20 protein-coding genes are annotated in these 22,965 nt (G+C 61.6%); 10 read left to right on the top strand and 10 right to left on the bottom strand.

Annotated features, from left to right (window positions below; all coding sequences use genetic code 11):
- Positions 1-16: 16 nt before the first annotated feature.
- Positions 17-367 (bottom strand): class I SAM-dependent methyltransferase, encoded by a 351-nt coding sequence (locus ACVWW1_RS46785; protein WP_456660562.1) that lies wholly within the window; start codon positions 365-367, stop codon positions 17-19.
- Complete coding sequence (locus ACVWW1_RS46790) at positions 348-758, bottom strand: hypothetical protein (RefSeq protein ID WP_456660563.1); 411 nt, start codon at positions 756-758, stop codon at positions 348-350. Before ACVWW1_RS46790 ends, ACVWW1_RS46785 begins: the two co-directional genes overlap by 20 nt.
- Before the next feature lie 596 nt (positions 759-1,354).
- Here ACVWW1_RS46790 and ACVWW1_RS46795 point away from each other — a divergent pair.
- On the top strand, positions 1,355-2,524 hold the full coding sequence (locus ACVWW1_RS46795; protein WP_456660564.1) for a glycosyltransferase family 4 protein: 1,170 nt from the start codon (positions 1,355-1,357) through the stop codon (positions 2,522-2,524).
- An 87-nt stretch (positions 2,525-2,611) separates the two neighbouring features.
- Here the strand turns inward: ACVWW1_RS46795 and ACVWW1_RS46800 are convergent, their stop codons facing one another.
- The 7 genes from ACVWW1_RS46800 to ACVWW1_RS46830 all read right to left on the bottom strand — a co-directional run bounded on the left by ACVWW1_RS46800 (position 2,612) and on the right by ACVWW1_RS46830 (position 8,748).
- On the bottom strand, positions 2,612-3,016 hold the full coding sequence (locus ACVWW1_RS46800; RefSeq protein ID WP_456660565.1) for a recombinase family protein: 405 nt from the start codon (positions 3,014-3,016) through the stop codon (positions 2,612-2,614).
- A 162-nt stretch (positions 3,017-3,178) separates the two neighbouring features.
- Positions 3,179-3,361 carry a sugar transferase gene (locus tag ACVWW1_RS46805; RefSeq protein WP_456660566.1) on the bottom strand — a complete coding sequence of 61 codons (183 nt, stop codon included), beginning with the start codon at positions 3,359-3,361 and terminating at the stop codon, positions 3,179-3,181.
- Positions 3,362-3,374: 13 nt separating this feature from the next.
- Positions 3,375-4,337 carry a sugar transferase gene (locus tag ACVWW1_RS46810; protein ID WP_456660567.1) on the bottom strand — a complete coding sequence of 321 codons (963 nt, stop codon included), beginning with the start codon at positions 4,335-4,337 and terminating at the stop codon, positions 3,375-3,377.
- A 68-nt stretch (positions 4,338-4,405) separates the two neighbouring features.
- Complete coding sequence (locus ACVWW1_RS46815) at positions 4,406-5,398, bottom strand: NAD-dependent epimerase/dehydratase family protein (RefSeq protein ID WP_176532201.1); 993 nt, start codon at positions 5,396-5,398, stop codon at positions 4,406-4,408.
- 195 nt (positions 5,399-5,593) lie between these two features.
- Complete coding sequence (locus ACVWW1_RS46820; RefSeq protein WP_456660568.1) at positions 5,594-7,102, bottom strand: right-handed parallel beta-helix repeat-containing protein; 1,509 nt, start codon at positions 7,100-7,102, stop codon at positions 5,594-5,596.
- 208 nt (positions 7,103-7,310) lie between these two features.
- Positions 7,311-7,730, bottom strand: coding sequence for a hypothetical protein (locus tag ACVWW1_RS46825; RefSeq protein ID WP_456660569.1), 420 nt, complete (start codon positions 7,728-7,730; stop codon positions 7,311-7,313).
- Positions 7,705-8,748, bottom strand: a complete 1,044-nt coding sequence (locus ACVWW1_RS46830) for a polysaccharide biosynthesis/export family protein (protein ID WP_456660570.1) — start codon at positions 8,746-8,748, stop codon at positions 7,705-7,707. Before ACVWW1_RS46830 ends, ACVWW1_RS46825 begins: the two co-directional genes overlap by 26 nt.
- 213 nt (positions 8,749-8,961) lie before the next feature.
- Between ACVWW1_RS46830 and ACVWW1_RS46835 the strand changes: the two genes are divergently transcribed.
- The 7 genes from ACVWW1_RS46835 (at position 8,962) to ACVWW1_RS46865 (ending at position 19,031) form a co-directional block, all read left to right on the top strand.
- A complete protein-coding gene (locus ACVWW1_RS46835; RefSeq protein ID WP_456660571.1) occupies positions 8,962-9,942 on the top strand; it encodes a UDP-glucuronic acid decarboxylase family protein in 981 nt (326 codons plus the stop codon).
- A 65-nt stretch (positions 9,943-10,007) separates the two neighbouring features.
- Positions 10,008-10,757, top strand: a complete 750-nt coding sequence (locus ACVWW1_RS46840; RefSeq protein WP_456660572.1) for a WecB/TagA/CpsF family glycosyltransferase — start codon at positions 10,008-10,010, stop codon at positions 10,755-10,757.
- 140 nt (positions 10,758-10,897) lie between these two features.
- A complete protein-coding gene (locus ACVWW1_RS46845) occupies positions 10,898-11,773 on the top strand; it encodes a hypothetical protein (protein ID WP_456660573.1) in 876 nt (291 codons plus the stop codon).
- Between the two features lie 1,282 nt (positions 11,774-13,055).
- Positions 13,056-13,859, top strand: a complete 804-nt coding sequence (locus tag ACVWW1_RS46850; protein ID WP_456660834.1) for a polysaccharide deacetylase family protein — start codon at positions 13,056-13,058, stop codon at positions 13,857-13,859.
- 18 nt (positions 13,860-13,877) lie between these two features.
- Positions 13,878-15,059 (top strand): glycosyltransferase, encoded by a 1,182-nt coding sequence (locus ACVWW1_RS46855; RefSeq protein ID WP_456660835.1) that lies wholly within the window; start codon positions 13,878-13,880, stop codon positions 15,057-15,059.
- Positions 15,013-18,003, top strand: coding sequence for an HAD hydrolase family protein (locus tag ACVWW1_RS46860; RefSeq protein WP_456660574.1), 2,991 nt, complete (start codon positions 15,013-15,015; stop codon positions 18,001-18,003). Before ACVWW1_RS46855 ends, ACVWW1_RS46860 begins: the two co-directional genes overlap by 47 nt.
- Before the next feature lie 20 nt (positions 18,004-18,023).
- The gene (locus ACVWW1_RS46865) at positions 18,024-19,031 is read left to right on the top strand and encodes a hypothetical protein (protein WP_456660575.1); all 1,008 of its coding nucleotides are present in this window, start codon (positions 18,024-18,026) and stop codon (positions 19,029-19,031) included.
- Between the two features lie 503 nt (positions 19,032-19,534).
- Here ACVWW1_RS46865 and ACVWW1_RS46870 read toward each other — a convergent pair.
- Positions 19,535-20,455 carry a LuxR C-terminal-related transcriptional regulator gene (locus tag ACVWW1_RS46870; protein WP_456660576.1) on the bottom strand — a complete coding sequence of 307 codons (921 nt, stop codon included), beginning with the start codon at positions 20,453-20,455 and terminating at the stop codon, positions 19,535-19,537.
- 1,006 nt (positions 20,456-21,461) lie between these two features.
- On the opposite strand from ACVWW1_RS46870, the gene ACVWW1_RS46875 reads away from it, so the two are divergent.
- Positions 21,462-21,659: a response regulator transcription factor gene (locus ACVWW1_RS46875; protein WP_456660577.1), complete on the top strand. Its 198-nt coding sequence runs from the start codon at positions 21,462-21,464 to the stop codon at positions 21,657-21,659.
- 353 nt (positions 21,660-22,012) lie between these two features.
- Positions 22,013-22,963, top strand: coding sequence for a PDR/VanB family oxidoreductase (locus ACVWW1_RS46880; protein WP_456660578.1), 951 nt, complete (start codon positions 22,013-22,015; stop codon positions 22,961-22,963).
- The last annotated feature ends 2 nt before the right edge of the window (positions 22,964-22,965 follow it).

Raw genomic sequence — 22,965 nt, forward strand, 5'->3', positions numbered from 1 at the left:
AGGATTCATCCCTTGCTTACGGCCTGTAGGCGACCATACGCAGACCTCCATCGATAGCCAGCTTTTGCATCCCGACGTGAAGAAGCGCACGTAACGGAGAAGCCTCAGGGTACCGAACATGCCAGCGCTGACGCTGGACGCGGCTGAATCCATTCTTCTTCAGGATCCCGGCGAGCGCTGCGGGAGTGAAAAAAACGATATGGCCCGGCCTTGTTGCTTCGCGCCAACGTTGACCCATCAGTCGTGCCGGGAAACCAGCTGCGTTTGGAGTGGTGATCAGGAGCCAGCCGCCCGGCGACAAGCGCTCGTACAAGCCTGCCAGCACGCGGCCGGGATCACGAAGATGCTCAATGACTTCGAGGGACACGATCCCGTCGAAGCTCGATCCGTCGGGGAGGTTCTGCAATATCCCGGTAAACTGCAATGCCACGTTCGGCAAGGAATTGATAGCCGAACGGTTCAACAGCGGTGAGCCTGGCGCCGCGCTTCATCAATTCGAAAGTCATTGCGCCGCGGCCAGCACCGAAATCCAGGATGCGCAAGCCGGAAAGGCCACGTACGCCCAGCGTATTTGTCAGGGAATCCACGAGACATCGGGCGACAGCTTCATCCGTAGCGCCGGTTTCGACGGTGTTTTGCTCAGGTTCTTTCCATCCTTCGCGGTAATAGTTCGCAAGCTCCGACTCTTCTGGATAGGGATCACGAAATATCGTGCCGCATTCGCGGCAGCGCAGGAAGCGGGGCGCCTGCCAGTGCACGCAAACGTCTCCCTGGTGCCTGCATTGAGGACAGATCGGAGTATTCATCTTGGTGGTTCACCCTTCGTATGCCCGTGGCGCCGCCGTTCCCGAGTCCAACATCCGCTCTCTCCTACGCAACAATTCTCATGACACCGCCGCAGATGACGTCAGCGCTGGATCAGCGGGAAATTGGATTTTGCTCGAGCCAGAATCACCTCTCGCCCGCCTTGCAGGGTTGTCCGCGCAAACGCCGCGGAGCGGTATCGGTTTGCGCGAATTGTCGATATCCGACCGTGGCTCGTGAAGGATCGATACATCGTGGCACAGGCTCGCGTTGGTCATGTTGTCGGCCCGACAGCCCGAGACTAGTGGTTGCGTACGCCCTGTTGCCGAGAAACACGGGCTATCGGAATGCCTTTCGGAAGTACTTCGCTGGGGGTACCAGGTTCGCCGTTCCGAATTCCATACTCGCATCGTCACCAAAGCTGTCCCCGAGCGCCAACGCGACGTGCTTCCCGCGAAGGCGGGCGCCACGCACGTATGGAGTACACCTGTATTGATCATTGAACCCATGCCTTCTGTGATCCATAATCACAGACGGAGAGGTTGATCGCATGCGTATTGTCCTCACTCGGCGTGAGGCTCTCGACTGGCCCGACGGCGTCAACATTTTCATCGTATCGCTTGCTCAAGCTCTGGCCGATCTTGATCACGAGGTGACGATCGTTGTCGGAAGCCTCCAGAGCCATGAGGAGTACCGGCGCCTGCTAGGTCCTCGTCTCGATCTACCGATCGTTGCCCTGAGCCCCACGCCCTTAACGGGGCTTGCCTCCGCCGCGGCGTGGCTACGCGCGAAGGGGATTATTGATCGCTTGAGGCCCGATCTTGTTGTCCATAGCGAAGCAGTGCCGCTCCCGCTCCGCGGCACGATCGTCCAGGTTGTCCACGATCTCGAACCTCGCAGTGGCCGGCTTGCTCCATTGTGGCGCAGCATTCGGCGATTCAGCACCAAACGGTGCGACTACGTGGTCGCCACGACGACGGAGCTTCGCGATGAACTCGTCCGCGATCTTGGCATGTCACGGCACCAGCTTGCCGTAATCCCCAAATGCATTGAGCTTCAGGCCTACCGTGGGGGCGACCTTGCTGCGCGTGAGCGGGGGGCGATCCTTCATTCCGGAACCTCGCCCTACAAGGATCCCGCCGCCACAATCCGGGCATTCGGCGTGCTCGACGATCCCTCGGTAGGCCTCTACGTTGCAGGCGATATCACTCGACAGACGCAAGCAGCAGTGGATGCTCTCCCGGATCGGATTCGCGGGCGCGTTATCCTCCTGGGGTCCGCGGATGGGCAGACTGTGCGGATGCTGCATGGTCAGGTTAGGGTCGCCGCTTTCCCCACGCGCTATGCGGTCCCTGTCGCGTCTGCAACTGTCATGGAGGCGATCGCCAGCGGAACGCCTATTGTCGGTTCCTCTCGGCTCAGCCGGGATGTGCTCGAAAATGACGTGAACGGGCTTGTGACCGATACGAGCCCAGGTGCGATGGCGATTGCGCTTCGATCCATCCTGAATGATGACGCGTTGTGGTTACGGCTGTCCGCCGGCGCCCGCCGAATGGCTCAACGGTTCGATGGTTTTCTCGTCGCACGGCAGTACATCGAGCTTGCGTCTGGAGGAGCCCGTCGCAGCTATCGTCATGGCGACCGCGAAAGCGGCTCCGGTCTAATCGGCTTTCGCCGGGAGAACCCGCATTCGCTGCGGCGGTTATCGAGCAACGCTTAGAACCCGATACGCCGAGCACCTTGTCAGAATGGATACCCAAAGCTTCGGTGTCCTACCTGGATTCCCGCCGCACGCCGAACGCCGCCGTCACCGTCCGCGCCACCAACCGATGCTCAGATCCCATAGCACAGACCGCAGCGGGGAAGCGCCAAGCGACCAAAGGGGTGCCGATCCGAGGATCATTCGTCCGGTCGTGGTACTCGTGTCAATCGGCGTACCGAGGATGCGAAGGCCGACGCCCTTGCGGCCCAGCCGCTCGATGAGCGCCAGCACGCCCCGGGTCGAATGTGCCACGCGATAGGGTTTCGTGATCGCTATCACGTCCCCTTTCCGAGTGACTTCGATCGCGCGCTGCAACTCCGGCATCTTTCCGAACACGCTGGCCTTCTCGCAAAAATGGTCTTGCGCTCCAAGCGCGGCCAGGTCGCGCTTCTGGGCGTCAAGTCGCTCGATGGGTTCGAGGGGACCAACGCGACAATAGCCCACGATCACGGATCTTTCCCCCTTGTTGTCACCTACCTAAAAAACGGGCCTGAAACATGTGCCCCTTTGGACGGCGGTTCATGGGTCTCGCGGCCACCATCGTGAGTGCTGTCCGCCGCGCTGAACGCGCGCCTCGGGTCCAAAGCCGGTTCAAGTGCACGGGCTGGCCAACTAACGAGCTCCCTTTGCTCCCAGCACGGCTGGCAGCGTTTGCAGTATGATGTACACGTCCAGCCAGAATGACGAATTGTGGATGTAAGAGAGATCCTGCTCTTTCAGAACCTGCAAGTCGCCATCGCTGCGGGACGAAACCTGCCACAGTCCGGTGAGTCCCGGCTGAACGCTGGCGCGCACTGACCGGAATTCTTCATCGAGCTGTTCGATATGGTAAGCGGTGGAGGGGGCGCGGGCCGACCAGACTCATGTCGCCGCGGATGACGTTCCAGAGCTGCGGCAATTCATCGATGCTGGAGCGGCGCAGGAAGTTGCCGATAATCGGCAGAATACGCGGGTCGTTCCGCAGCTTGAAGAACTGTTGCCACTCGGCGCGCGCATGCGGGTTACGATTGAGATGCTCCTCCAGCATACGACTGCTGTCGGCATACATGGTCCGCAACTTGTGCATCTTCACCAGCTTACCGCGGTATCCTACGCGCTCTTGGACGAAGAAAGCCGCGCCTGGGTCGATCAGCTTGATCGATATCACGCCCAGCGCCACGACGGGCAGCGCGAGCAGCCCCAGCGGAACAGCGAATACGATATCCAGCATCCGTTTGAGGAGCCAGTTCTGCCGGGAGTATCGTGCAAGGTCGCGGTCTTGACTGGCCGGACCAGCCAGGATGGCTGAGGCATCCCACAGGTCGAAATGTATCAGCAGAGTTCGCAGCGCGACCTCTACGTAATGGCCGATCAGTAGGAGGCAAGCCGCGTAGGCGATCTGAACGAAGATGACATGGACGATGTTCCAGCCGCTGGCGTTCGCCATCGTGACAATGCTCCACAGCACCATGACAATGCCAACGCCAAGGGCGCGCTGCCGGAAACGCTGGTAGGGTTCCGGGTCCGGACTGTTGTAGAGTCCGGTTACGAAGAACGCGAAAGCGGCAAGGAGCACTGCGACCCCAAGATGCTCCGGCGTCGGTAGCCCGACCGCTCGCGTGAGTGAGCTGGTACAGGCGCCTGCGTCCAATGCGGCGGCGAGATCGCCGCTGACCAGCAAGGCCGTCACGATCGACTTGCGATGCCGACGGACGAATGCAGAGCCACGTTGGCTGCCAGAGGGCAGGTTCGCGCGGCTCGCTTGGCGCAGGTTCAGCCCCTGGTCTGTCATGCTGGTACTTGCTTCCGTTCGGTCTAATGGAAACGTCCCCCAGCTGCGATGTCGGAGGACGTCTGCGACTAGGCGGCTGCGATGTTGGAAAGATCGGGCTTGCCGAGAACTCGCCCTTCGATCCAGCGGTAGGTGGGAACAAGGCCTTGCCGCAGCGTCGTCGCGGGCTCCCAGCCGAGGATCGTCCTTAGTCGCGAATTGTCGCTATTGCGGCCGCGCACGCCTTGCGGCTTCGATGTGTCGTGACGCTTGATCACGGACTTGCCGGCGATGGCGGCAATGATGTCGACCAGTTCGTCGACCGTCACCAATTCGTCTGTGCCAAGGTTCAGCGGCAGGGAATAGTCGGACTGCATGATGCGATGAATGCCTTCGACGCAATCATCAATGTACATGAACGAGCGTGTCTGCTTGCCGTCTCCCCAGATCTGCAGTTCGTCTCCGCTGCGGAGACCGGCGATCTTGCGCGAAAGGGCTGCGGGTGCCTTTTCACGACCGCCGTCATAGGTACCGAGCGGGCCGTAGACGTTGTGGAAGCGGACGACGCGCGTGGGCAGGTGCCAGTCCTCGGTGAAGTACTGGCAGAGCTTTTCGGTATAGAGCTTTTCGAGCCCGTACCCTTCTTCCGGATCGGCCGGAAACGCATCGTCCTCGCGCAGAGGAACGACGTCGGGATTTCGCTGCAGATGCTGCGGGTAGACGCAGGCGGACGAGGAGAACAGGAATCGCTTGACCTCGTTGCACTTTGCGGCCTGCAGCATGTGCGCATCGATCAGGGTGTTGTTGAGCGTGATCTCAGCGTGCTGCGTGCTGATATAGCCGATGCCGCCCATGTCGGCGGCAAGATGATAGACCTCGTCGATATTCTTCGTGACACGCTGGCACTCTGCACGGTCACGCAGGTCAGCAATCATGAACTCGTCGGCGGCGGTCTCTTCGTATTCGGGAGACTTGATGTCGGCGCCACGGACGAAGTATCCAAGCCCGACCAGATACTTGACCAAATGATGGCCGATGAACCCACCGGCACCCGTAACGAGCGCCGTTTTCCTGCCTCGCATTTTCGCGCCTCCATGTTCTCTCGGTAGTTGCCTGAGCTGCATCAGTCGCGGAAGGGATTGAGCAACGTCGAATGCCGACCTTAACCGGACCGTTTCAAAGTCCCGATTGAAACGAGGTGGTAGTCCGAAATCGCAACAACCGTCGATAATATCGGTCGATGCGCGCGGTTTGCGAGCGTCGTGGCCCGAGCCCTGTCAATGGACGAGGAGACTACCGTTCTGTTCGAGCCCGGCGTGCCGCAAGCGGTCCCAATCGAGGACGGCACGTCCCCACGCGAATCTGACCGGCGTGCTTTCGCGAGAGATGCGGTAGACGTTGTGATCGAACCGGTTGTTGCCGGTCTCGATGACATCGGCGTTAGCGTTGTCAGGTCCGACGTCGGAGGCGGCGCCGGCACAAACTGCACCCTCGAATTTCATGTCGTTGTCGTGGATGTGGTTGTTGCGGGTCTTGTAAAGCTCACCCGATTTGGTGCGGCGGCCCTGGTCGACAAGGATGACGCCGCACTTTCCCGCGCTAATGATCAGCTCGTTGCCATAGACATCGACGTCTTGCGATGCGGCAATCAGGAGGTTGTTGCCCCAGAACCCACCCTTGCCGAGGCCGTTGTGTCGAAGCTTGTTGTTGCGGATCACCGCCGCGAACGAGATCTCGTGAAATATTCCGGCTTCGCTGTTTCCTTCGGCGATATTACCCTCGTAGAGAACGTCGCGGCATTCGATGTCGCACCACAAGCCTGGGCCGCGATTGTCGTAGACGCGATTGTCGCGCATGACGACGTTTGAGCTGACCGCAAGTTTAACGCCCCCGGCCTCCCAGTTGGGATTGAATTCGCGGGTGTTGTTCGCGAACACGCGGTTGCGTTCGATCACAACGTCGCGGCCGACTCCCGTGATCCCGATCTGGCCGTTGTGGTGAATGTCGCAGTCGCGGATCCGGGTGCCGGATCCCACCGCGATCCCTGCCGCGCTGTTCAGCCGAAGTTCGCAATTCTCGACCACCCAGCCGTTGGCATCCTGGGCCTGGACAGCGCCCTTCTGGCCGACGCTGGCATATTTCTCGATGATGAGATTCTTGATCAAGATGCCGGGTGCGGTGCTGTCGAATGCGAACGCTGCGACGGTGACTTCGACCTTATGGGCCGATGGATCATTGGCGAGGAATATCTTTCCAGTCGAATGATCGAAGTAAAAGCGATCGGAAGTGACGTCGTTCTTCGTCAACACCTGGGTGAGGGGAACGTCGTCGACGAAGACGGCCTCCGGCAGATTGCAAGCCGGCGCCGACCTGACACATGATCCGACCCGCCGGCCTTGCTGGTTCTGGCCACTGGCAACCCAGTAGGTGCCTTCCCGGCTGAAGTCGGTGAGAATGCGGCTGCCGTTGAGAATTGTCCGGCCTTCCCCATAAAACCGCTGGTTCTTGCGTGGCCGGACGGCCTGGCTGCGATGAATGCCATTCTTCAGACAGAACGCGGCGCCCACTTCGGCCCGATCGACGGCCGGCTGGATCGGTTCGTCCGGCAGAATCGAAATGGCATCGGCCGGGCAGGGCTCCTCGACGGGGCCAGACAGCGCCGGCTGCGCCGAGAGCCAGATCAACGGCGTGAGCCAGGCCGCGAGCTTGATCGTGCGCCGGATGGCGAGGGCTCGCGACAGGCTGGTGCGTCGGAGGCACGGAGCAGACGCGGACAGGGCGATCAAGCAGCCTGACCGAAGCAGAGCAAGCGGCCCTACGATAAAGGTGAATTCGCCGATGAAGATCGGTCGGTCGCCGAAATAAGCAAAGCCGCCGTTTCTGAGCAGCGCATAACCCATGAGAACGCAACATAGCAGGAGAACGTAGCGGTCCGGCCGAGGCAAGGTGCGCGCGGTTGAGGGGGGTATTGTCATGGCTCCCGAAGGCGCAATCTCAATTGATGGGCGGCAGTTGGCAACGCTGCTTGCTATCGGGAAATCGGGCTGGTGAAGTCCTGGCCGCTGGCTTGTTCAGTCCCGGAGGGGTACGTGATCTAAGCAGTTCCGCGGCGGCCTGGTCGTTCGACGTGACGCCGGCCGGCATCTCAGTCTTGACGTCGATGACGTCTCCAGGCTCAACGGGCGTCGTCTCGTCGGCATCCGATACGACGGCGTGACCGTTCCGCATGCGCGTGATGCTGATCAAATGCTTGGCGCCGGTGCCGCCGCCGACGTTGCGCCATCTGGCGTCGCGGACCGCGATGGCCGCAGGCAGCGTAATGTCGAGGTCGTTGAGCAGATCGCGCGTCTGCTGCAGTTCGGTCGCGACCTGGCGCTTGAATGCCGCGTCAACCTCCTTGATCCTGAAATCCACGTTTCCCGCATCGACCTGCAGCCGGGAGACGTCCGAGAGCAATCGCCAGACCGTTGCCTCCTGGTTTGCCTCGAGGACGCGGTAATTGAAGTCGTTGTTCTGTGTCCCCAACCCTTGTCGGAGAAGGTTGCCATATCGATCGATTTGCTGACGGATCAGGTCGAGCTGCTTCTTTGCCGGCATTGCCCTGTTCGCTGTTGGCCTCGATCTGCTCCTTTAGCAGCGGCTTTTGCGACCGGAGCAGGTCGATCTGCCCCTGCAGGATCGTAGCCTGGATCCTGAAGACGTCCTGCTCGCTTCCGATGATCCGGAGCGTGTCCTTGTCGTTGGCCGCATTGCCAAGATCCGGCGGAACGAAGCTGTCCTTTCCGTCGCGCTGCGCCTCGAGACGAGCCTGGCGGATGAGCATGGTGCGCTTCTGGTTCGTGAGCTGGCGGACACGTTCTTCCGCTAACAGATAGTCGGAGAGTGCGGTCTGGCGCAGTGCGTCGACGGGGCCATATCCTCCAGCGAGCGCCACGGCGCTCTGCGTCGTACTGCCGTAGCGGAAGGGATAAGCGCCCGGCAGCCGCACGTCGCCCAGCACATAGAGCGGCCGCAGTTCGGCGATGCGCACGCCGACCGATCGTGTCCGAAGAAGTCCCTCGGCAAGAAGTTTGTCGTTGATCCGCTCCTGGCATTCAAACACTGTCAGGTCCTTGACCTCGATGGCCGCAGCAAGCGGAAGGCTGATGGTGCCGGCATCATCGATCAGGACGTCACCCGAGAGTTCAGGCTGCCCGAAGACGGTTACCGTGATGCGGTCACCTGACGCAAGACGGTAGGTTGTCTGTCCTGCCGGCGCCACACCTGCGCACAACAGGACGGAAAGGCACGCCGCCGACAACGATGTCAGCAAGCGTCGGATCGGCGTCGACGGGCTGGTACCGGAAGCAATCGGTCGCTGATCACTGTCCACGAATAACTCCACGCGCGGCCAGCTGGATTCGCGCAGACGCTCCATGGCCGGCAGCGTCAAGACTAGTGGTTGCGTGGGCCAAGTGCAGAAAAACACGGGCTAATGACGCGCGCGTCAGCGGTACTTCACTGGTGGTACCTCCGGATTCGAGCCGGATAGCTCCTATTCGTTGCGGCTTATCCATGAGCGCAACTGTTGGCGGCGTGTTGGCTCCCTCAAGATCGGGAATGCCGGAGACCGTCCGGCGGACATGCAAACCGGCGGAGACGCAGCTTGAAAAGACGTGTTCTGGTCACCGGGGGAGCTGGATTCCTCGGCTCACATTTGTGCGCGCGACTGCTGAAGCAGGAATGCGAGGTGCTTTGCGTCGACAATTTCTTCACCGGGATGCGTCGGAACATCGAACCGCTTCTCGGCGAGCCGGCATTCGAGGTCATGCGGCACGACGTCACGTTCCCACTCTATGTCGAGGTCGACGAGATCTACAACCTCGCGTGCCCGGCATCGCCAATTCACTACCAGCGCGACCCGATCCAGACCACGAAGACGAGCGTGCTTGGCGCGATCAATATGCTGGGCCTCGCCAAGCGGCTGCATGCCCGTATCCTTCAGGCGTCGACCAGCGAGGTCTATGGCGATCCAGATGTCCATCCCCAGACCGAGGACTACTGTGGCATCGTCAACATCGCGGGACCGCGAGCCTGTTACGACGAGGCAAAGCGCTGCACGGAGACGCTGTTCTACGATTACCGGCGGCAGCATCGGCTGGATATTCGCGTCGCCCGCATCTTCAACACCTACGGTCCGAATATGCATCCGCAGGACGGCCGCGTCGTGTCCAGCTTCATCGTGCAGGCGCTCAGAGGCGAACCGATCACGGTCTTCGGGACGGGAATGCAAACGCGATCGTTCTGCTACGTCGACGACTTGATCGATGGATTGACGCGGTTGATGAACGCGCCGGCGGACATTGACGGATCGGTCAATCTCGGAAATCCGACCGAGATGACCATGTGCGAACTCGCCGAGCTCATCATCTCGCTGACGGGGTCGCGCTCCAGGCTCGAATTCCGACCGTTGCCGCAGGACGATCCGCGTCAGCGCCGGCCCGACATTTCCCGCGCGCGTGAGCTTCTGCATTGGGCGCCGGTCGTGAGCGTGAAGGAAGGACTGAGCAGGACCATCGCCTATTTCGACAACCTGCTGTCCGACCCGCGCGAAGCTGACAAGCTCGTGTGGAAGATGCCCCAGTGAGTCCCAGGGCCGACCCAGCGCTTGATCGTGGCGACGTGCTCGGTGTCAGCGTGAGCGCCATTACCATGGACGACGCAGTTGCAACGCTCGAGTGCTGGATCGAAGAGCGACGCCGCGAATATGTCTGTGTCACGGGGGTGCACGGCGTGATGGAATGCCGATGCGATCCGTCGCTGCGCAAGATCCACGATGAGGCCGGCATGGTGACCCCGGATGGGATGCCGCTCGTGTACTTCCTGCGTCTTGTCGGCAAAAAGCGCACGCAACGGGTCTATGGACCGGACCTGATGCGAGCGATGACGGCGCTTTCCGCAACACGGGGTTATCGGCAATTCTACTATGGCGGGGATGTCGGGCTTGCCGAGAAGCTCAAGGAAACCCTGGTTCGCTCCGCTTCGGGCCTGCAGGTGGTGGGCACCTTCTCGCCGCCGTTTCGCGCACTGACGCCGGAGGAAGACCGCGCGATTGTCGACATGATCAATGCCGCGCGGCCGGACATTGTCTGGGTCGGCCTGAGCACGCCGAAGCAGGAGCGGTGGATGGCGGCGCATCGCGGGCAGATCGAGGCACCGGTGATGATCGGCGTCGGCGCGGCATTCGACTTCCTCGCGGGAACCAAGCGTCAGGCGCCGCTGTGGATGCAGCGTCATGGCCTCGAATGGCTGTTCCGGCTGTGCTCGGAGCCGAAGCGTCTGTGGCGGCGCTACGCCTACATCGTCCCGGGATTCTCCTGCCTTGCGGCGGGTGAGCTATTGCGACGCGCCATGCAAGGTCGAAAGTCGACCGGCACGATGGCGTCGCGTGAGGCCGGGTGAGTCGAAGGTTGGAATGCAGAAAATCGGAATGAAAGACCGCCCCTTGGCGCTTGGTGTGGACCGCAATGCGCTCCCGCATCCGGAGCGCCACGTTCTGCAAGAACCCGCAAGCCGGAGCGCCACAGCGTGGGCCGGCGATCATGAGCATCATCTTCGGAACGCACGCCCTGGCGTTAGCGGACCAGGCGGTCGTGAGCGGCACCAGCCTTATGTCGACGGTGCTGGTCGGTCGCTTCACCCAGCCCAGCCAACTCGGCATCTACGCCATTGGTCTGTCCGTATTGGGATTTGTGCTCGCGGTGCAGGATGCCCTTATCCTGATGCCTTATACGATACAGCGGCACCGCTCGTCGCGAACCCCCGCGCAGCATGCCGGGCTCTCGCTGCTGCACAGCGTGTGGTTGTCCGCGGCCGCCATTGTCGTGCTGGCCATCGTGGCTGTTGCGATGATCGCGCTATGGGCCGCGAACGATTTGACCTGGCTGGTCTGCACGTTGGTGCTGACCGTCCCGTTCGCATTGCAGAGGGAGTTCAATCGAACGTATGCATTTGCACATTTGAATGTGGCGAATGCCCTGATCCTTGATGCCGGCGTGGCGGCGGTGCAACTGCCTGTGCTGGCTTGGCTCGGATTGGACCGACAGGATGTCCGCTGTCAATGCCTCCCTCGCCCTGGCGGGCGGCTGCGCGTTGACCAGCCTCGTCTGGCTCTACCTGGCACGACAGAATTTCTCGTTTCCCACGGGCCGCGTGCGGCAGGCGACCGCGGAGAGCTGGCGACTTGGCAAATGGCTGTGTGCCGGACAGATCACGGTCACGATCCAGAGCTACGTCAGCTACTGGGTGCTGCCGCTGTTGGTCAGCTTGGCGGAAACCGGCGTTTTCGCAGCCTGCAACAGTATCGCGTCTGTGGCCAACCCGTTGCTGAGCGCATTCCGCAACACGCTGACGCCGCGCTCGGTCCTTGCTTTCAAGGAGGGGGGAGTCGAGAGACTGCGCCGTCAAGCGTCGCGTGACGCGCTTCTGCTTGTCGGTGTCATGTCGCTGTTCTGGGTCATGATTCTTTTCAGCGGCGACTTCCTGATGAGGCTGATCTACCACGATCACGGATACGACGGGCGGGGCGACGTCGTGACGATCCTGGCGCTGGCCGTGCTTGCGACTGCCGCGGGGGCGTCGGCTTCCAACGCTATGGCAAGCATGGAACGGCCGCGGGCGGTCGTGGTGGCGACGTCGGTCGGAGCCTTCGTCACGGCGACGGCGGTCTGGGCGTTTACCGCCGAATGGGGATTGCTCGGAGCTGCTTACGGGATATTGGCCGGGAGCGTTGCGGGATCGGCGGCCCGCTGGGTCGCATTCCTGACGGTCGCAGCCCTGCCCGGTCCTGCGGATCACGTTCGCGCTCCTATCGTGCAGGTCCTGCAGCAACTTGCGCAACCGAACCCGGCTGTCGATTGGGACATCAGGCAGATCGGAGAAGGATTCCAGGGCCGGATCTACGGCATCCGTACAGGTAGGGACGATGCGGTCTGGCAAGGATATCGCGATCTGGCGGTCAAGCTCTATCCCGACGAGCCGGCCGCGGTCGAAACGGCAAAACGGCAGTTCGATGCCCAGATGCGGCTGCACGGCTCGGTCGACGGCAGGACGGTTCATGACTGGACGTTACGCGCGCCATTGCCGCTTCATGTCTCGGAAACGCCGCCGGCCCTGGTGATGACGATGGCTGCCGGCACGGACCTCAACAAGTCCCTTGCCGCCCATAGCGATCAGCCTCCCGAAGTGCTGGCGGCCATGGCCCGGGTTCTTGTCACCGTGTTGCGGCCGCACTGGGCCACGGGCAGTCCGCACGGTGATCTCTGCCTTCAGAACATCCTTTACGATCCCGCGCAACGCATTCTCACGCTCGTCGATGCCGACAAGCCGGCTTGCGTCGGTGTCGTATTCAACCAACGTTACCCGGCGGCCTATGACCTGGCCGGCCTGCTTTGCGATGTGGCGACCGATATTCGTACCGTCGATCGGCGCGTGGCCCTGAGCAAGCGGACGTTTGTAGAAAGCGTGTTGTCGGCCTTTCTGACAATGATGGAAGCACCGGAGCAGGAGCCGGAGCTGATCGCGGAAATCCGCGCCATTTGCGCGAGCGGAGCTCAAGTTGCTCGACCTGCGATGGTCGCCGCGAGGGCTTTTCCGCTTGATTCAGCGAAGCGTCGCGATGCCCCGCATCGATCGGATGCTCGCCGCCGCTCAGGCGAACGTCCGGATGCGTCATCGCTTGAGCGTGGTGGGAGGCGGGTCATGACGTTACCGGCCTACATCACGACCAGTTGGGATGATGGCCATCCCCTGGATCATCGCGTGGCTGCATTGCTCTCAAAGTACGGACTGGAGGGCACCTTCTACGTACCCGCGACGACGAGCGAACGACAGACCATGTCCGCCATGCAGCTGCGCGCGCTGGGCAAGGGCTTCGAGATCGGCGCGCACACGCTCCACCATGTCGATTTGACGTCCGTGACGACAGAAACGGCCTCGCAGGAGATCGCCGAGTCCAAGGCCTGGATCGAGGACAGCACGGGTATTCGCTGCGAGTGCTTCTGCCCGCCGATCGGCCGCTACCGCAAGGAGCATGTGCGCATGGTCCAGCGAGCGGGATATATCGGCCTGCGCACCGTCGAGCTTCTTGCGCTCGGCTTTCCGCGACCGTTAGCCGGCCTGTTGCAGATACCGACGACCGTCCAGGCGTTTCCGCACCGCCGTTCCACTCTGGCGAGGAACGCGATCAAGCGGATGGCCTTCGGTAACATCTGGCGCTACCTCCGTCACGGCCGCGCGACAGAATGGCCCGCGCTCGCGGAATCGCTGCTGTCTCAGGTCATTGCGCGCGGCGGCGTCTTCCATCTCTGGGGACATTCCTGGGAGTTGGAGGAGTTCGACCAATGGCAGCGGCTGGAAAGTGTGCTGCGCCTCATGGGGCAATTCACGCGGCAGGCGCCGGCGGTCAGCAACGGACAGCTCTGCCGCTTGCCGATGCCGCCCGTCGCTGCGTCCGGTCAGGCGGTGGCCGCGGCGGAAGCTGCAGCTGCAGGAGGACGTCGATGAACATTCTCGTGGCGCACAATTTCTACAAGCTCCGCCGGCGGCGAGGACCAATGCGTCGCGGCCGAGGTTGCGCTGCTCAGGGCGCACGGCCACGAGGTGACGCAGTATTGCCTCTCCAACGACACTATCGACGACATGGGGCGTCTGCAGCTCGCGGGCCGCACGATCTGGAGCCGGCAGACCATTGTCGAACTGCGGCGATTGATCCGTCTGCATCGACCGCAGGTCGTTCACTTCCACAACACGTTTCCACTTATGTCTCCGGCCGCCTATTACGCCGCGCATGCCGAGGGCGTTCCCGTGGTGCAGACGCTGCACAACTTCCGTCTTGTGTGCGTCAATGCGCTGCTGTTCCGCGATGGCAAGCCTTGTGAGGATTGCCTCGGCAAGGCGACGCCCTGGCGTGGCGTTGCGCACAATTGCTACCGTCATAGCACGGCGGCGAGCGCGACCGTCGCGGCGATGCTTGCGACTCATCGTCTGCTGGGGACCTGGCAGCACGCCGTCGATGCGTATGTCGCCCTGAGCGCATTCAGTCGCCGGAAGTTCATCGAAGGAGGGCTTCCCGCGGACAAGATCGTGATAAAGCCCAACTTCCTTTATCCCGAGCCGCGTGTCGGCGTCGGCGATGGCGGCTACGCTGTCTATGTCGGCCGGCTTTCCGAGGAAAAAGGCATTCAGGCGCTTCTCGAGGCCTGGCGGCGACTCGAAGTGCCGCTGAAGATCGTGGGCGACGGCCCGCTCGACGGCCTGGTTCGCGAGGCGGCCGCCCGTAACGCGGTGATCGAACGGTTGCACGGCGTGCCCCACGACGACGTCTACGAACTGATCGGTGCCGCGGCGGTATTGATCTTGCCATCGCAATGTTACGAGGGAGCTCTTCCTCGTGTCGTGATCGAAGCGTTCGCCAAGGGCACGCCCGTTATCGTTCCTCGGCATGGCGCGATGGTCGACATCGTCGATGGGCGCAACGGCGCGTGCTTTGCAGCAGGCGATGCAGACGATCTCGCGGCATGTGTGCGCTCCCTCTGGTCAGAGGCATCCGCACTGACTGAGATGCGCCGTGCTGCGCGGGAGACGTTTGACCGGCATTTCACCGCTGAAGCCAACTACCAGGCGCTGATGGCGGTCTATGCACGCGCGATCGATCAATATGCCCGACATGATTTGTCCGAAATCGAGGCGGGTTCGGCAGCGTAACCATTCAGGAACCGGAGCCGAAATAGTGATGTTGGTGCTGGAGAGGCAGGCGATTATCGAGCGATCGGCGGTGGCGCTGGACCCGTTGCCGGCCGAGACCGAGTTCTATGCCGCCTATGATTGGTGCCTCGATCCTCATCTGACGGTCGGTGAAGTGAGCGAGCGTCTTGCCGCCGAGCTTGATCGGCTCGGTGATGTTGAACCGGGATGGCAGGCGAGGGAAGTTGCCACAAACATATATCTGCTTTCATGCTCGCTGTTGAATGGCGTCGACGAGTATCTGCGCGGACACACGCTGCGCATACCCTCGCAGTTGGCAAAAGGCCCGCTCGGGCGTCTCGCGGTATCGACTACCGACAAAGTCGCGCAGAAGTGGCCGCAACGGCACAGGACCCAGCTTCGTCGCTGGAAGGAGGAGTGGCAGAACGGGCTCGAGATACTTCTTGCCGGTCTGATGCGATCGGAGGGCGAGGCGGCGCCGTTCGCGGAGGTCATCGGGAAGCTGTCAGCGTTGTTGCGCTGGCAGCTCCCGTCCGGTCTGCTCGACGTTCGCCTCGGCATACCGTCCGCGTTCAACCGGCTCGATCTCACGCCTGTCGACGTGTTCGAGCTGGGGCGACAGTTCATGCGGGGCGTTGCCGACAGGTCGCACCCGGTTCTCGTGCTCGGGCTACGAACGGCTGGTACCTACTTTTCCGCGCTGTTGTGCTCCTTCTTCAAGGCCGAAGGTTACGGCCGGATCGCCGCGCTCACGGTGCATCCGAAGAAGGGCCCGAGCGAATGGGAGCGCAGGCAGTTGTCGGAGTACGCCCGCAAGGGCTTCAGGCTCGTAATTGTGGACGATCCGCCCAATTCGGGAGGCACGATCGTTCTTGCCGTCGATATCGCGCGTCAGGCGGGCTTCGACCTTTCCAAGATAAAGGTGCTGGTGCCGACACATCCGGCAACGCCCGGTTGGGCTGCGGCGTTGCCTGACGACTTGGTGATCACGCTCGAGCCGGAGCGCTGGCGAAAGCAGCAGCTACTTGATCCCCGGATGGTCGCGGAAAGATTGGCCGAATATCTTGCGCCGCGCGGGTTCACCGATGTTCATGTGCTCGATAGCTGGCGGGCGGAGGAGCTCGATGGTGGTCTGCAGCACAGCGCGAGCGGCAAGCGAGGCGCGACGCTGAGGCGGATATTCAAGGTGCAGCTGCAGACTGCGCAAGGCGACCGCGAGGTCCGTCATTTCGTGGCGAAGAGCGTTGGACTGGGATACCTCGGTTACCCGGCGTTCCTTGTCGCGCAGCGGCTGTCCGAGTTCGTTGCGCCGATCCTTGGGCTGCGTGACGGCATCCTCTACAGCGAGTGGCTGCCGCAGCAGCAGGCCGCCATGGATATCGGATTGGATCGCGATTCCTGGATCGACAGGGTGGCCTGCTACGTTGCCGCGCGCACCCGTCTCCTGGCCCTGCCGAAGTCGCGTGTCGCGGGCAAGGCCGTGCACGAGAACGGTTGGACGCTGCTGGCCGAGGCGTTCGGCCGCGCATATGGTGATTTCGTGCTCGACATACCGATGCGGTCATTGATCCAGCAGCGACTTTATCGATTACATTGCCCGTGTCCCACGTTGATCGATGGCAACATGGGAGCTGCCGAGTGGATCGTGGGCGGGACGGGTTTGTTGAAGACGGGCTATTTTGGGCATGGCCTCGGCAAGACCCTGCTAAACAGCGTCGATCCGGCTTACGACCTCGCGGACGCCATCTTGAGCTTCGAGCTGTCGCCCGACGAGGAGGAGCGATTGGTCCGCCGTTACGTCGAGCATTCCGGCGACGCGTCGGTTGCAGACCGGCTCTTCATCAATAAGCTGCTGGCCGGCGTGTGGGCAATGGAGACGGCGCAGGAGAACCTCTTCAGTGTCGTGCAGTGCGGTAAACAGCAGCAGGAGCAGCACCGGCGCTTCCTCGGCGCGTGGGATTTCCTGACTGCACAGACCGCCAAGTTCTGCGGTGCGCGATGTCGGCCGTCGCGAGCGGTGTCTTGGCAGTCGCCGCTTGTCTTCCTCGACATCGACGGCGTCATGGACCGGCGCATCTTCGGTTATCCTTGCACGACGGCGGCCGGCATCGAGGCTCTTTCCCTGCTGTCGAAGCACGGCTGTTCGGTCGCGCTCAACACGGCGAGGTCGGTCTACGAGGTCAAGGACTATTGTGAAGCGTACGGGCTGGCCGGTGGCGTTGCGGAGAACGGCGCTTACTTGTGGGACGCCGTTGCCGGGCACGGATTGCCGCTGATCGATCAGGACACGCTGGTTCAGCTCGATGAACTCAGGAGAGCGCTGCGGCAACTTCCCGGCGTTTTTCTCGACGAGCGCCACAGATATTCCATCCGGGCCTACATGATCGAGAAGAAACCCCAGAGCCTGCTATCGCGGATGCGCCGCTTCAACATCGGTCAGGGCGTTCCGGTCCCGCTGCCGACGCTGATCGTGCGTGATCTGATCGCGACGCTGCAGCTCGACCGGCTCTGCTTCCGCCAGACCACGAGCGATACCGCCGTGGTGGCAAAGAACGTCAACAAGGGGACGGGCCTGACGGCCCTGCGCGATCGGGTCTTGGGACCGGACGCCGAGACCATTGCGATCGGCGACACCGAAGCCGACCTGCCGATGTTTCGGTCGGCTACGCGCAGCTTTGCTCCGGCGCAAATCCGCTGCAAGCAAGAGGCGCGGCTGCTCGGCTGCACGATCTCGCGCTATTCTTATCAGCGGGGTCTGCTCGATATAGTCGGCGCTCTTGTCGACCGAAAGGCTGACGGGAGCGCTGGCCGGATAGAACCAGCCGGCCAATCCGACGGCGAGCACCTGTTTCTGGATCTGCTCAGGGTAGCCGACCGCCTTCAGGCCCGCGCGCTGGTCGGTGCGCTTTTCAACAGGGCCGCTTTCAGGATTTTCATACGATGACCTCACTGAGCCATCGACTATTGGCCAACCGCCTTGGCCACGCGCAAAGATCGGGAACTCGCACCCGTTCGGGAGATCAGGAAATGTTTGTCGAGACAGGCGCGATCAACGCCCCCCGCATACATTATGAGCAGGTCGTACATGATGCGCTGGGTGTCGTATGGAGGCACCGGCAGCTCGTCATGATAACTGTCGTGCTTGCGCAGGCAGCCTTTCTGGTTGCGTTCATGTTTATGGCATCGCGATACACCGGCGAAGCCACCATTCAGCTCGAATTTGTGCGCAACGAAAATATTGCCGGCGAGAGGCTGCAATCGACAGCGGCCGTCGATGCGGCTGCCGTCGTTGACAGCTCGGCGCGCATCATCCGATCGCGCGGCACCGCAAGCGCGGTCGTGTCGGCGCTGCGGCTCGACCAGGACCCCGACTACGCGCGCCCGGGCCGCCTGGAGCGAGCGCTCTCCCATGTCTGGCCGTATCTCGGGGCTCATCCCGCGCCAACGCCGCGCGAACTCGCGATCACACGCCTCATGAAGCAGATCACCGTTACCAACGATCCGCGGTCTTATTTGATCGCGATCGCGGTGACCACGTCGAACCCGCAGCGCGCGGCCAACCTGGCGAATTGGGTTGCGTCCGAATATCTGCGCGGGCGGCTGCGCGCACAGGCGACGGAGGCGTACGCTGCGGCCGAGCGGGAATTGGCCGGGCTTTCGGCCGTATTGGGTCCGCGTCATCCCACCTATGTCGGCGCTCAAGCCAAACTCGAACGTCTGAAGGAGGCAATGGAGGGCGCGGAGAAGAATCCTGCGTTCGACAACCAGGACAGCGCGCCGGCGCGTGACATGGTCAGGTCCGCTGCTGGTCAAACGCTACTGCCTGCGGAAGCGGTGATGGTACCCTCCGGTCCGAACGGTCCGCTGCTGTTCGCGCTGACGCTCCTCGCTGCACTGGCGCTCGGTGGCCTGCTGTCGCTGCTCGCCGAAAGACGCCAACGACGACGGCTTGCCCGTCCGCACGGCCATTGAGGAGGTTGCTTCTATCAAGCAATCACCTCGCATGGCCCGGTGACGTCAACGATCGATGAACGCCCAGGGTCAGCTCCGACGACGATCATTGAGCGATCCTGATCGCCGTTGATCGTCGCATTGAGTCCGCGTCCGTCGGGGGGATAGATCAAATCGAGGCGAACGGGGCTCGAGCGCGGGCGATGCGTTGGTGCGCGGTCATTCGTGAATCTCGCTTGCGTCGTTCGGCCGCACGCAGATGCAGGTGGAGGATAAGCTGGTCAAGCTCGGTCCTGGCATGGTGACGGTTGAGATCTAGACAGGCAGGCGCCGGATCATCGGTTACCTGCTTCTTGCCGCCGGCGAGGCGACAGCGTGAAACATTGTGGGAAGGATAGACCAGCCGTCTGCGCTGGCGCTGACCTCGGCATCGGCCATCGCGCATCGCATTCCGTTGATGCGGCTCGCAGGCCGAGGGACATCCCGCCTGGGTTACCCGGCGAGATGTCAACGGGAAGGTTCAGCTATTTGCGAAGCCGGATCGCCTCGTCGATCTTCGAACTGCCGTTGTGGGCGTGACCGTTCGTAAGCGGCACTTCAAAATAGTTCGCCGTGTGGTCGATCGCGCCAAGTGGCGCCGGCCGGCCCGCTCTTGCGATCTTGGGAACTTCCCGCTTCGGCGGGAGAGGTCGCTCGGCATCGTTCGCGTGGGGCGCCGACCCGTGGCTATTCGGCCATGCCGCAGGGCGATGGTGCAAGCCCCAGATCGCGGCCTGCGTTCTGTTCTGGACCCTGATCTTGCGAAGGATCGCCTTGATGTGAACCTTCACCGTGGCTTCTGCAATATTGATCTTGCGGGCGATGCACTTGTTGGAATCGCCCTCGATCAGGCACTGCAGAATCGAGATTTCCCGGGGCGAAAGTTGCCGAGCAAGCCTGTCGTCCGGTTCTGCGGCGGCAGGATCGTCATTATTGGGGCCGGGCGTATCCTCCGCATCGCGTTCTTCGGCGTCGAGTGCGGACGTCAGGAACGCCGGCGGGAAGACGGTGCCACCCATCATCACGAGTTCGATGGACTTGATGAACGCGTCGCAATTCATCACGTCGATGAAGTATCCGGTGGCACCGGCCCGAAGTGCGACAGCCAGGTCGCTCACACGATATTGATCCGCGACGACGGCGACGCGCCCATCGGCGTGACGGCGCCTGAAGGACTCGATTTGCTCGATTGTCGGGCGGAAATCGTCGCCGGTGTGAACAATGAGGAGCAACAATGCCTGATTGGTTGCGGCCTTCTTGGGCGTGTCGTCGCCAAGCAAATCGTCGGCATCGGATATCGAAGTCAGGACTTGAAAACTCTCCGAATTCAGAATTCTGGCAAGACCTTCCTTACGAAGACTATTTTCACCAACAAGCACAATAGCAAAAGGATATCGTCGTCTCATGGAAATTCTCCCGGACGCTACAATGAAACAATGGGCGGGTCGGTTGAATCCGGCTCATTTGTTGATCATCACCCAGCTAAAAAGAACGACGTATGCAAAACGCTTCCTCGGATTTGTCCGATCGGACCAACGAATCTGAGGACGAAAAAGTCTTGAGCGCACTCTAAATATTTAAGAATGTTAGATGCTAATCCCCAATATCCCTATATACCGTTGGTTATAGTCATTGCCTCAGATGTCGTCCGTCGTTTCAGATGTCGATCATCATGAGAAAGAGACGCCACCCTTAGGGCGCGCGCGCAGGGCACCCTTGAGAAACACCCGCTCTGGGTGAGTAGGTCAGGCGCTGCGATCATGCGTTGCTGAAATTATGCCTGTTGGCACGCTTAGGGCAGTAAATTCACGGGGCGTCCGCGACAACAAATCCTTACGGAAAAGTGTCATATTGGAGTAGCTTATTAATCAATTGGGTTGGAGTAGCTTATTAATCAATTGGGCGCGGAGCTGATCTGGAGGGACTACGGAGCTGAACTGGAGGGACTGAGGGATTGGTCGTAAATGCATTTCAGTCGTGTGGTGATTGCTAGCAGATATCCAGTTGTCTTATTGGGTCTGAATTGCCTGCTCGAAGCAGAACGTGATTTCAAGGTTGTCGCTCGTTGCAATGATGCTGCGAGTTGTTTCGAAGCAGTACGGGGTCTAGCGCCCGACATAGCCATTTTGGACATGTCGATGCCTGACATTTTTGAGCGGGCAACGATCGACATTGGAAATTCCGCGACGCGTGCCGCGCGCCTCGTCTTTCTCGCTACCTCCGTCGAGGATCGCGATCTCGCGACGTTGGCAGCAGCCGGAGCCTACGGCGTTATTCTCCATGACGAGGAGCCTGAGACTCTCCTGCAAACATTGCGGCAGGTCGCGGACGGTCAGAAGATGATTGCCGCCGCCCTCGTGCGAGGAAGCGATCTCCCGTGCTCAGACCGCGATGCCGGAGAAGTATCTTGCAATGCTGACGGAACGCGAGCGTCAGATCATGAACCTGGTGTCGGAGGGGCTGTCGAACAAGGAGATCGGCCGCCGTCTGAAGGTGGCCGACGGCACCATCAAGGTTCATTTGCACCACATCTTCCGCAAGCTCGAGATCAGCAACAGGACAATTCTGGCGACGCTCGCCGTCCACTATGCCGGGCCAGGCGGAGTGTAACGGTCGCGCGTCCTTGCAACTGAAACTGCCGCGGGCACGTCATCGCGATCGCCCGATCGGTGGCGCATCGATGGTGATCGCCCTGGATCGTCAGCTGGGTCGGCCGTGCCCGTAATCCAAAAATATTGCAATCCGAGCCGAGGGCGACCGCGCTCAGTTGTCGTGCGCATCCCGCGGTTTTCGCAGGGGCGGCGATCGATGGCGGCTTGCCGGCCGAACTGACTGTGCGCGCGACGAACGCGGCGAACTGCTTGCCTTGGCTCCCCAGTTCCGGCCCTCCGCCGGGTCGGCGATTGACAGGTAATTATTACATGTATAAAAATATGCAAATTCATATAATATGAGCTGCCCGAATGGACGCGCATCCGCTCAAGCTCAAAGTGCAGTCGATCGTTGCGGAGACGCCTGTCATTCGCAGCGTCGTGTTCGGTGTGGAGGGCGGTGCTGTGCCGGAGTGGCAAGCGGGCGCGCACATTCGCGTGTTGCTGCCGGGCGGGGGAGATCGGCCGTACTCCCTGATGGCATTGCCGGACCTGCCTGAGGGCGCTGTTGCGCTGGGGGTGCTGCGCGAGGAGACGTCAACCGGCGGCTCGCAGTTCATGCATGCCCTTCAGGTCGGCGACGTCGTCAGCGCGACCGCGCCGGTCAACAATTTCGGTCTTCATGGGGGCGCCGCGCCGGCGTTGCTGTTTGCCGGCGGCATCGGGGTCACGCCGATCCTGTCCATGGCGGCGGTGCTGAAGGCGCAGGGAACCTGGTTTCGACTGCACTATGCCGGACGAATGCCGGGGCTGCTGGCGTTCCTGCCGCAGTTGCAGGCAATCTGTTCAGAGGGCTTGGCGGTCCATTACGACAGCGATACGTCCCGCCTCGATATTGCGGCAGCGCTTGGCGATGCGCCCGCAGATGCCCACGTCTATGTCTGCGGGCCCGCCGGCATGATTGACGCGGTGAAGGTAGCGGCGCTCGCCAGGGGCATCCCGGCAGACCGCATCCATTTCGAGCTGTTCAAGGCGGAGCCGGCCAGCTCCCCGAACCAGCCGTTCGAGGTCGAGCTCAAGTCGACCGGGCAGGTCATCACGGTCGCGACCGATCAGAGCATCATCCAGGCGCTGGAAGCGGCAGGGCTCGACGTGCTCTATGATTGCCGGCGGGGCGATTGCGGCATCTGCCAGTGCGGCGTGATCGCGGGCGTGCCCGATCATCGCGACGTCATTCTCAGCGATGACGAGAAGGCGTCCAACAAGGTCATGCAGATCTGCGTGTCGCGTGCGAAGTCGGACCGGCTGGTGTTGGATCTCTGAGA

It is taken from the genome of Bradyrhizobium sp. JR3.5 (genome assembly GCF_054057015.1).

Bases quoted from the DNA above. Each gene is read 5' to 3' on its own strand.
- ACVWW1_RS46795 (WP_456660564.1), top strand. From the start codon at position 1,355: ATGCGTATTGTCCTCACTCGGCGTGAGGCTCTCGACTGGCCCGACGGC.
- ACVWW1_RS46810 (WP_456660567.1), bottom strand. From the start codon at position 4,337: ATGACAGACCAGGGGCTGAACCTGCGCCAAGCGAGCCGCGCGAACCTG.
- ACVWW1_RS46815 (WP_176532201.1), bottom strand. From the start codon at position 5,398: ATGCGAGGCAGGAAAACGGCGCTCGTTACGGGTGCCGGTGGGTTCATC.
- ACVWW1_RS46840 (WP_456660572.1), top strand. From the start codon at position 10,008: ATGGACGACGCAGTTGCAACGCTCGAGTGCTGGATCGAAGAGCGACGC.
- ACVWW1_RS46845 (WP_456660573.1), top strand. From the start codon at position 10,898: ATGAGCATCATCTTCGGAACGCACGCCCTGGCGTTAGCGGACCAGGCG.
- ACVWW1_RS46850 (WP_456660834.1), top strand. From the start codon at position 13,056: ATGACGTTACCGGCCTACATCACGACCAGTTGGGATGATGGCCATCCC.
- ACVWW1_RS46860 (WP_456660574.1), top strand. From the start codon at position 15,013: ATGCCCGACATGATTTGTCCGAAATCGAGGCGGGTTCGGCAGCGTAAC.
- ACVWW1_RS46870 (WP_456660576.1), bottom strand. From the start codon at position 20,455: ATGAGACGACGATATCCTTTTGCTATTGTGCTTGTTGGTGAAAATAGT.
- ACVWW1_RS46875 (WP_456660577.1), top strand. From the start codon at position 21,462: ATGCTGACGGAACGCGAGCGTCAGATCATGAACCTGGTGTCGGAGGGG.
- ACVWW1_RS46880 (WP_456660578.1), top strand. From the start codon at position 22,013: ATGGACGCGCATCCGCTCAAGCTCAAAGTGCAGTCGATCGTTGCGGAG.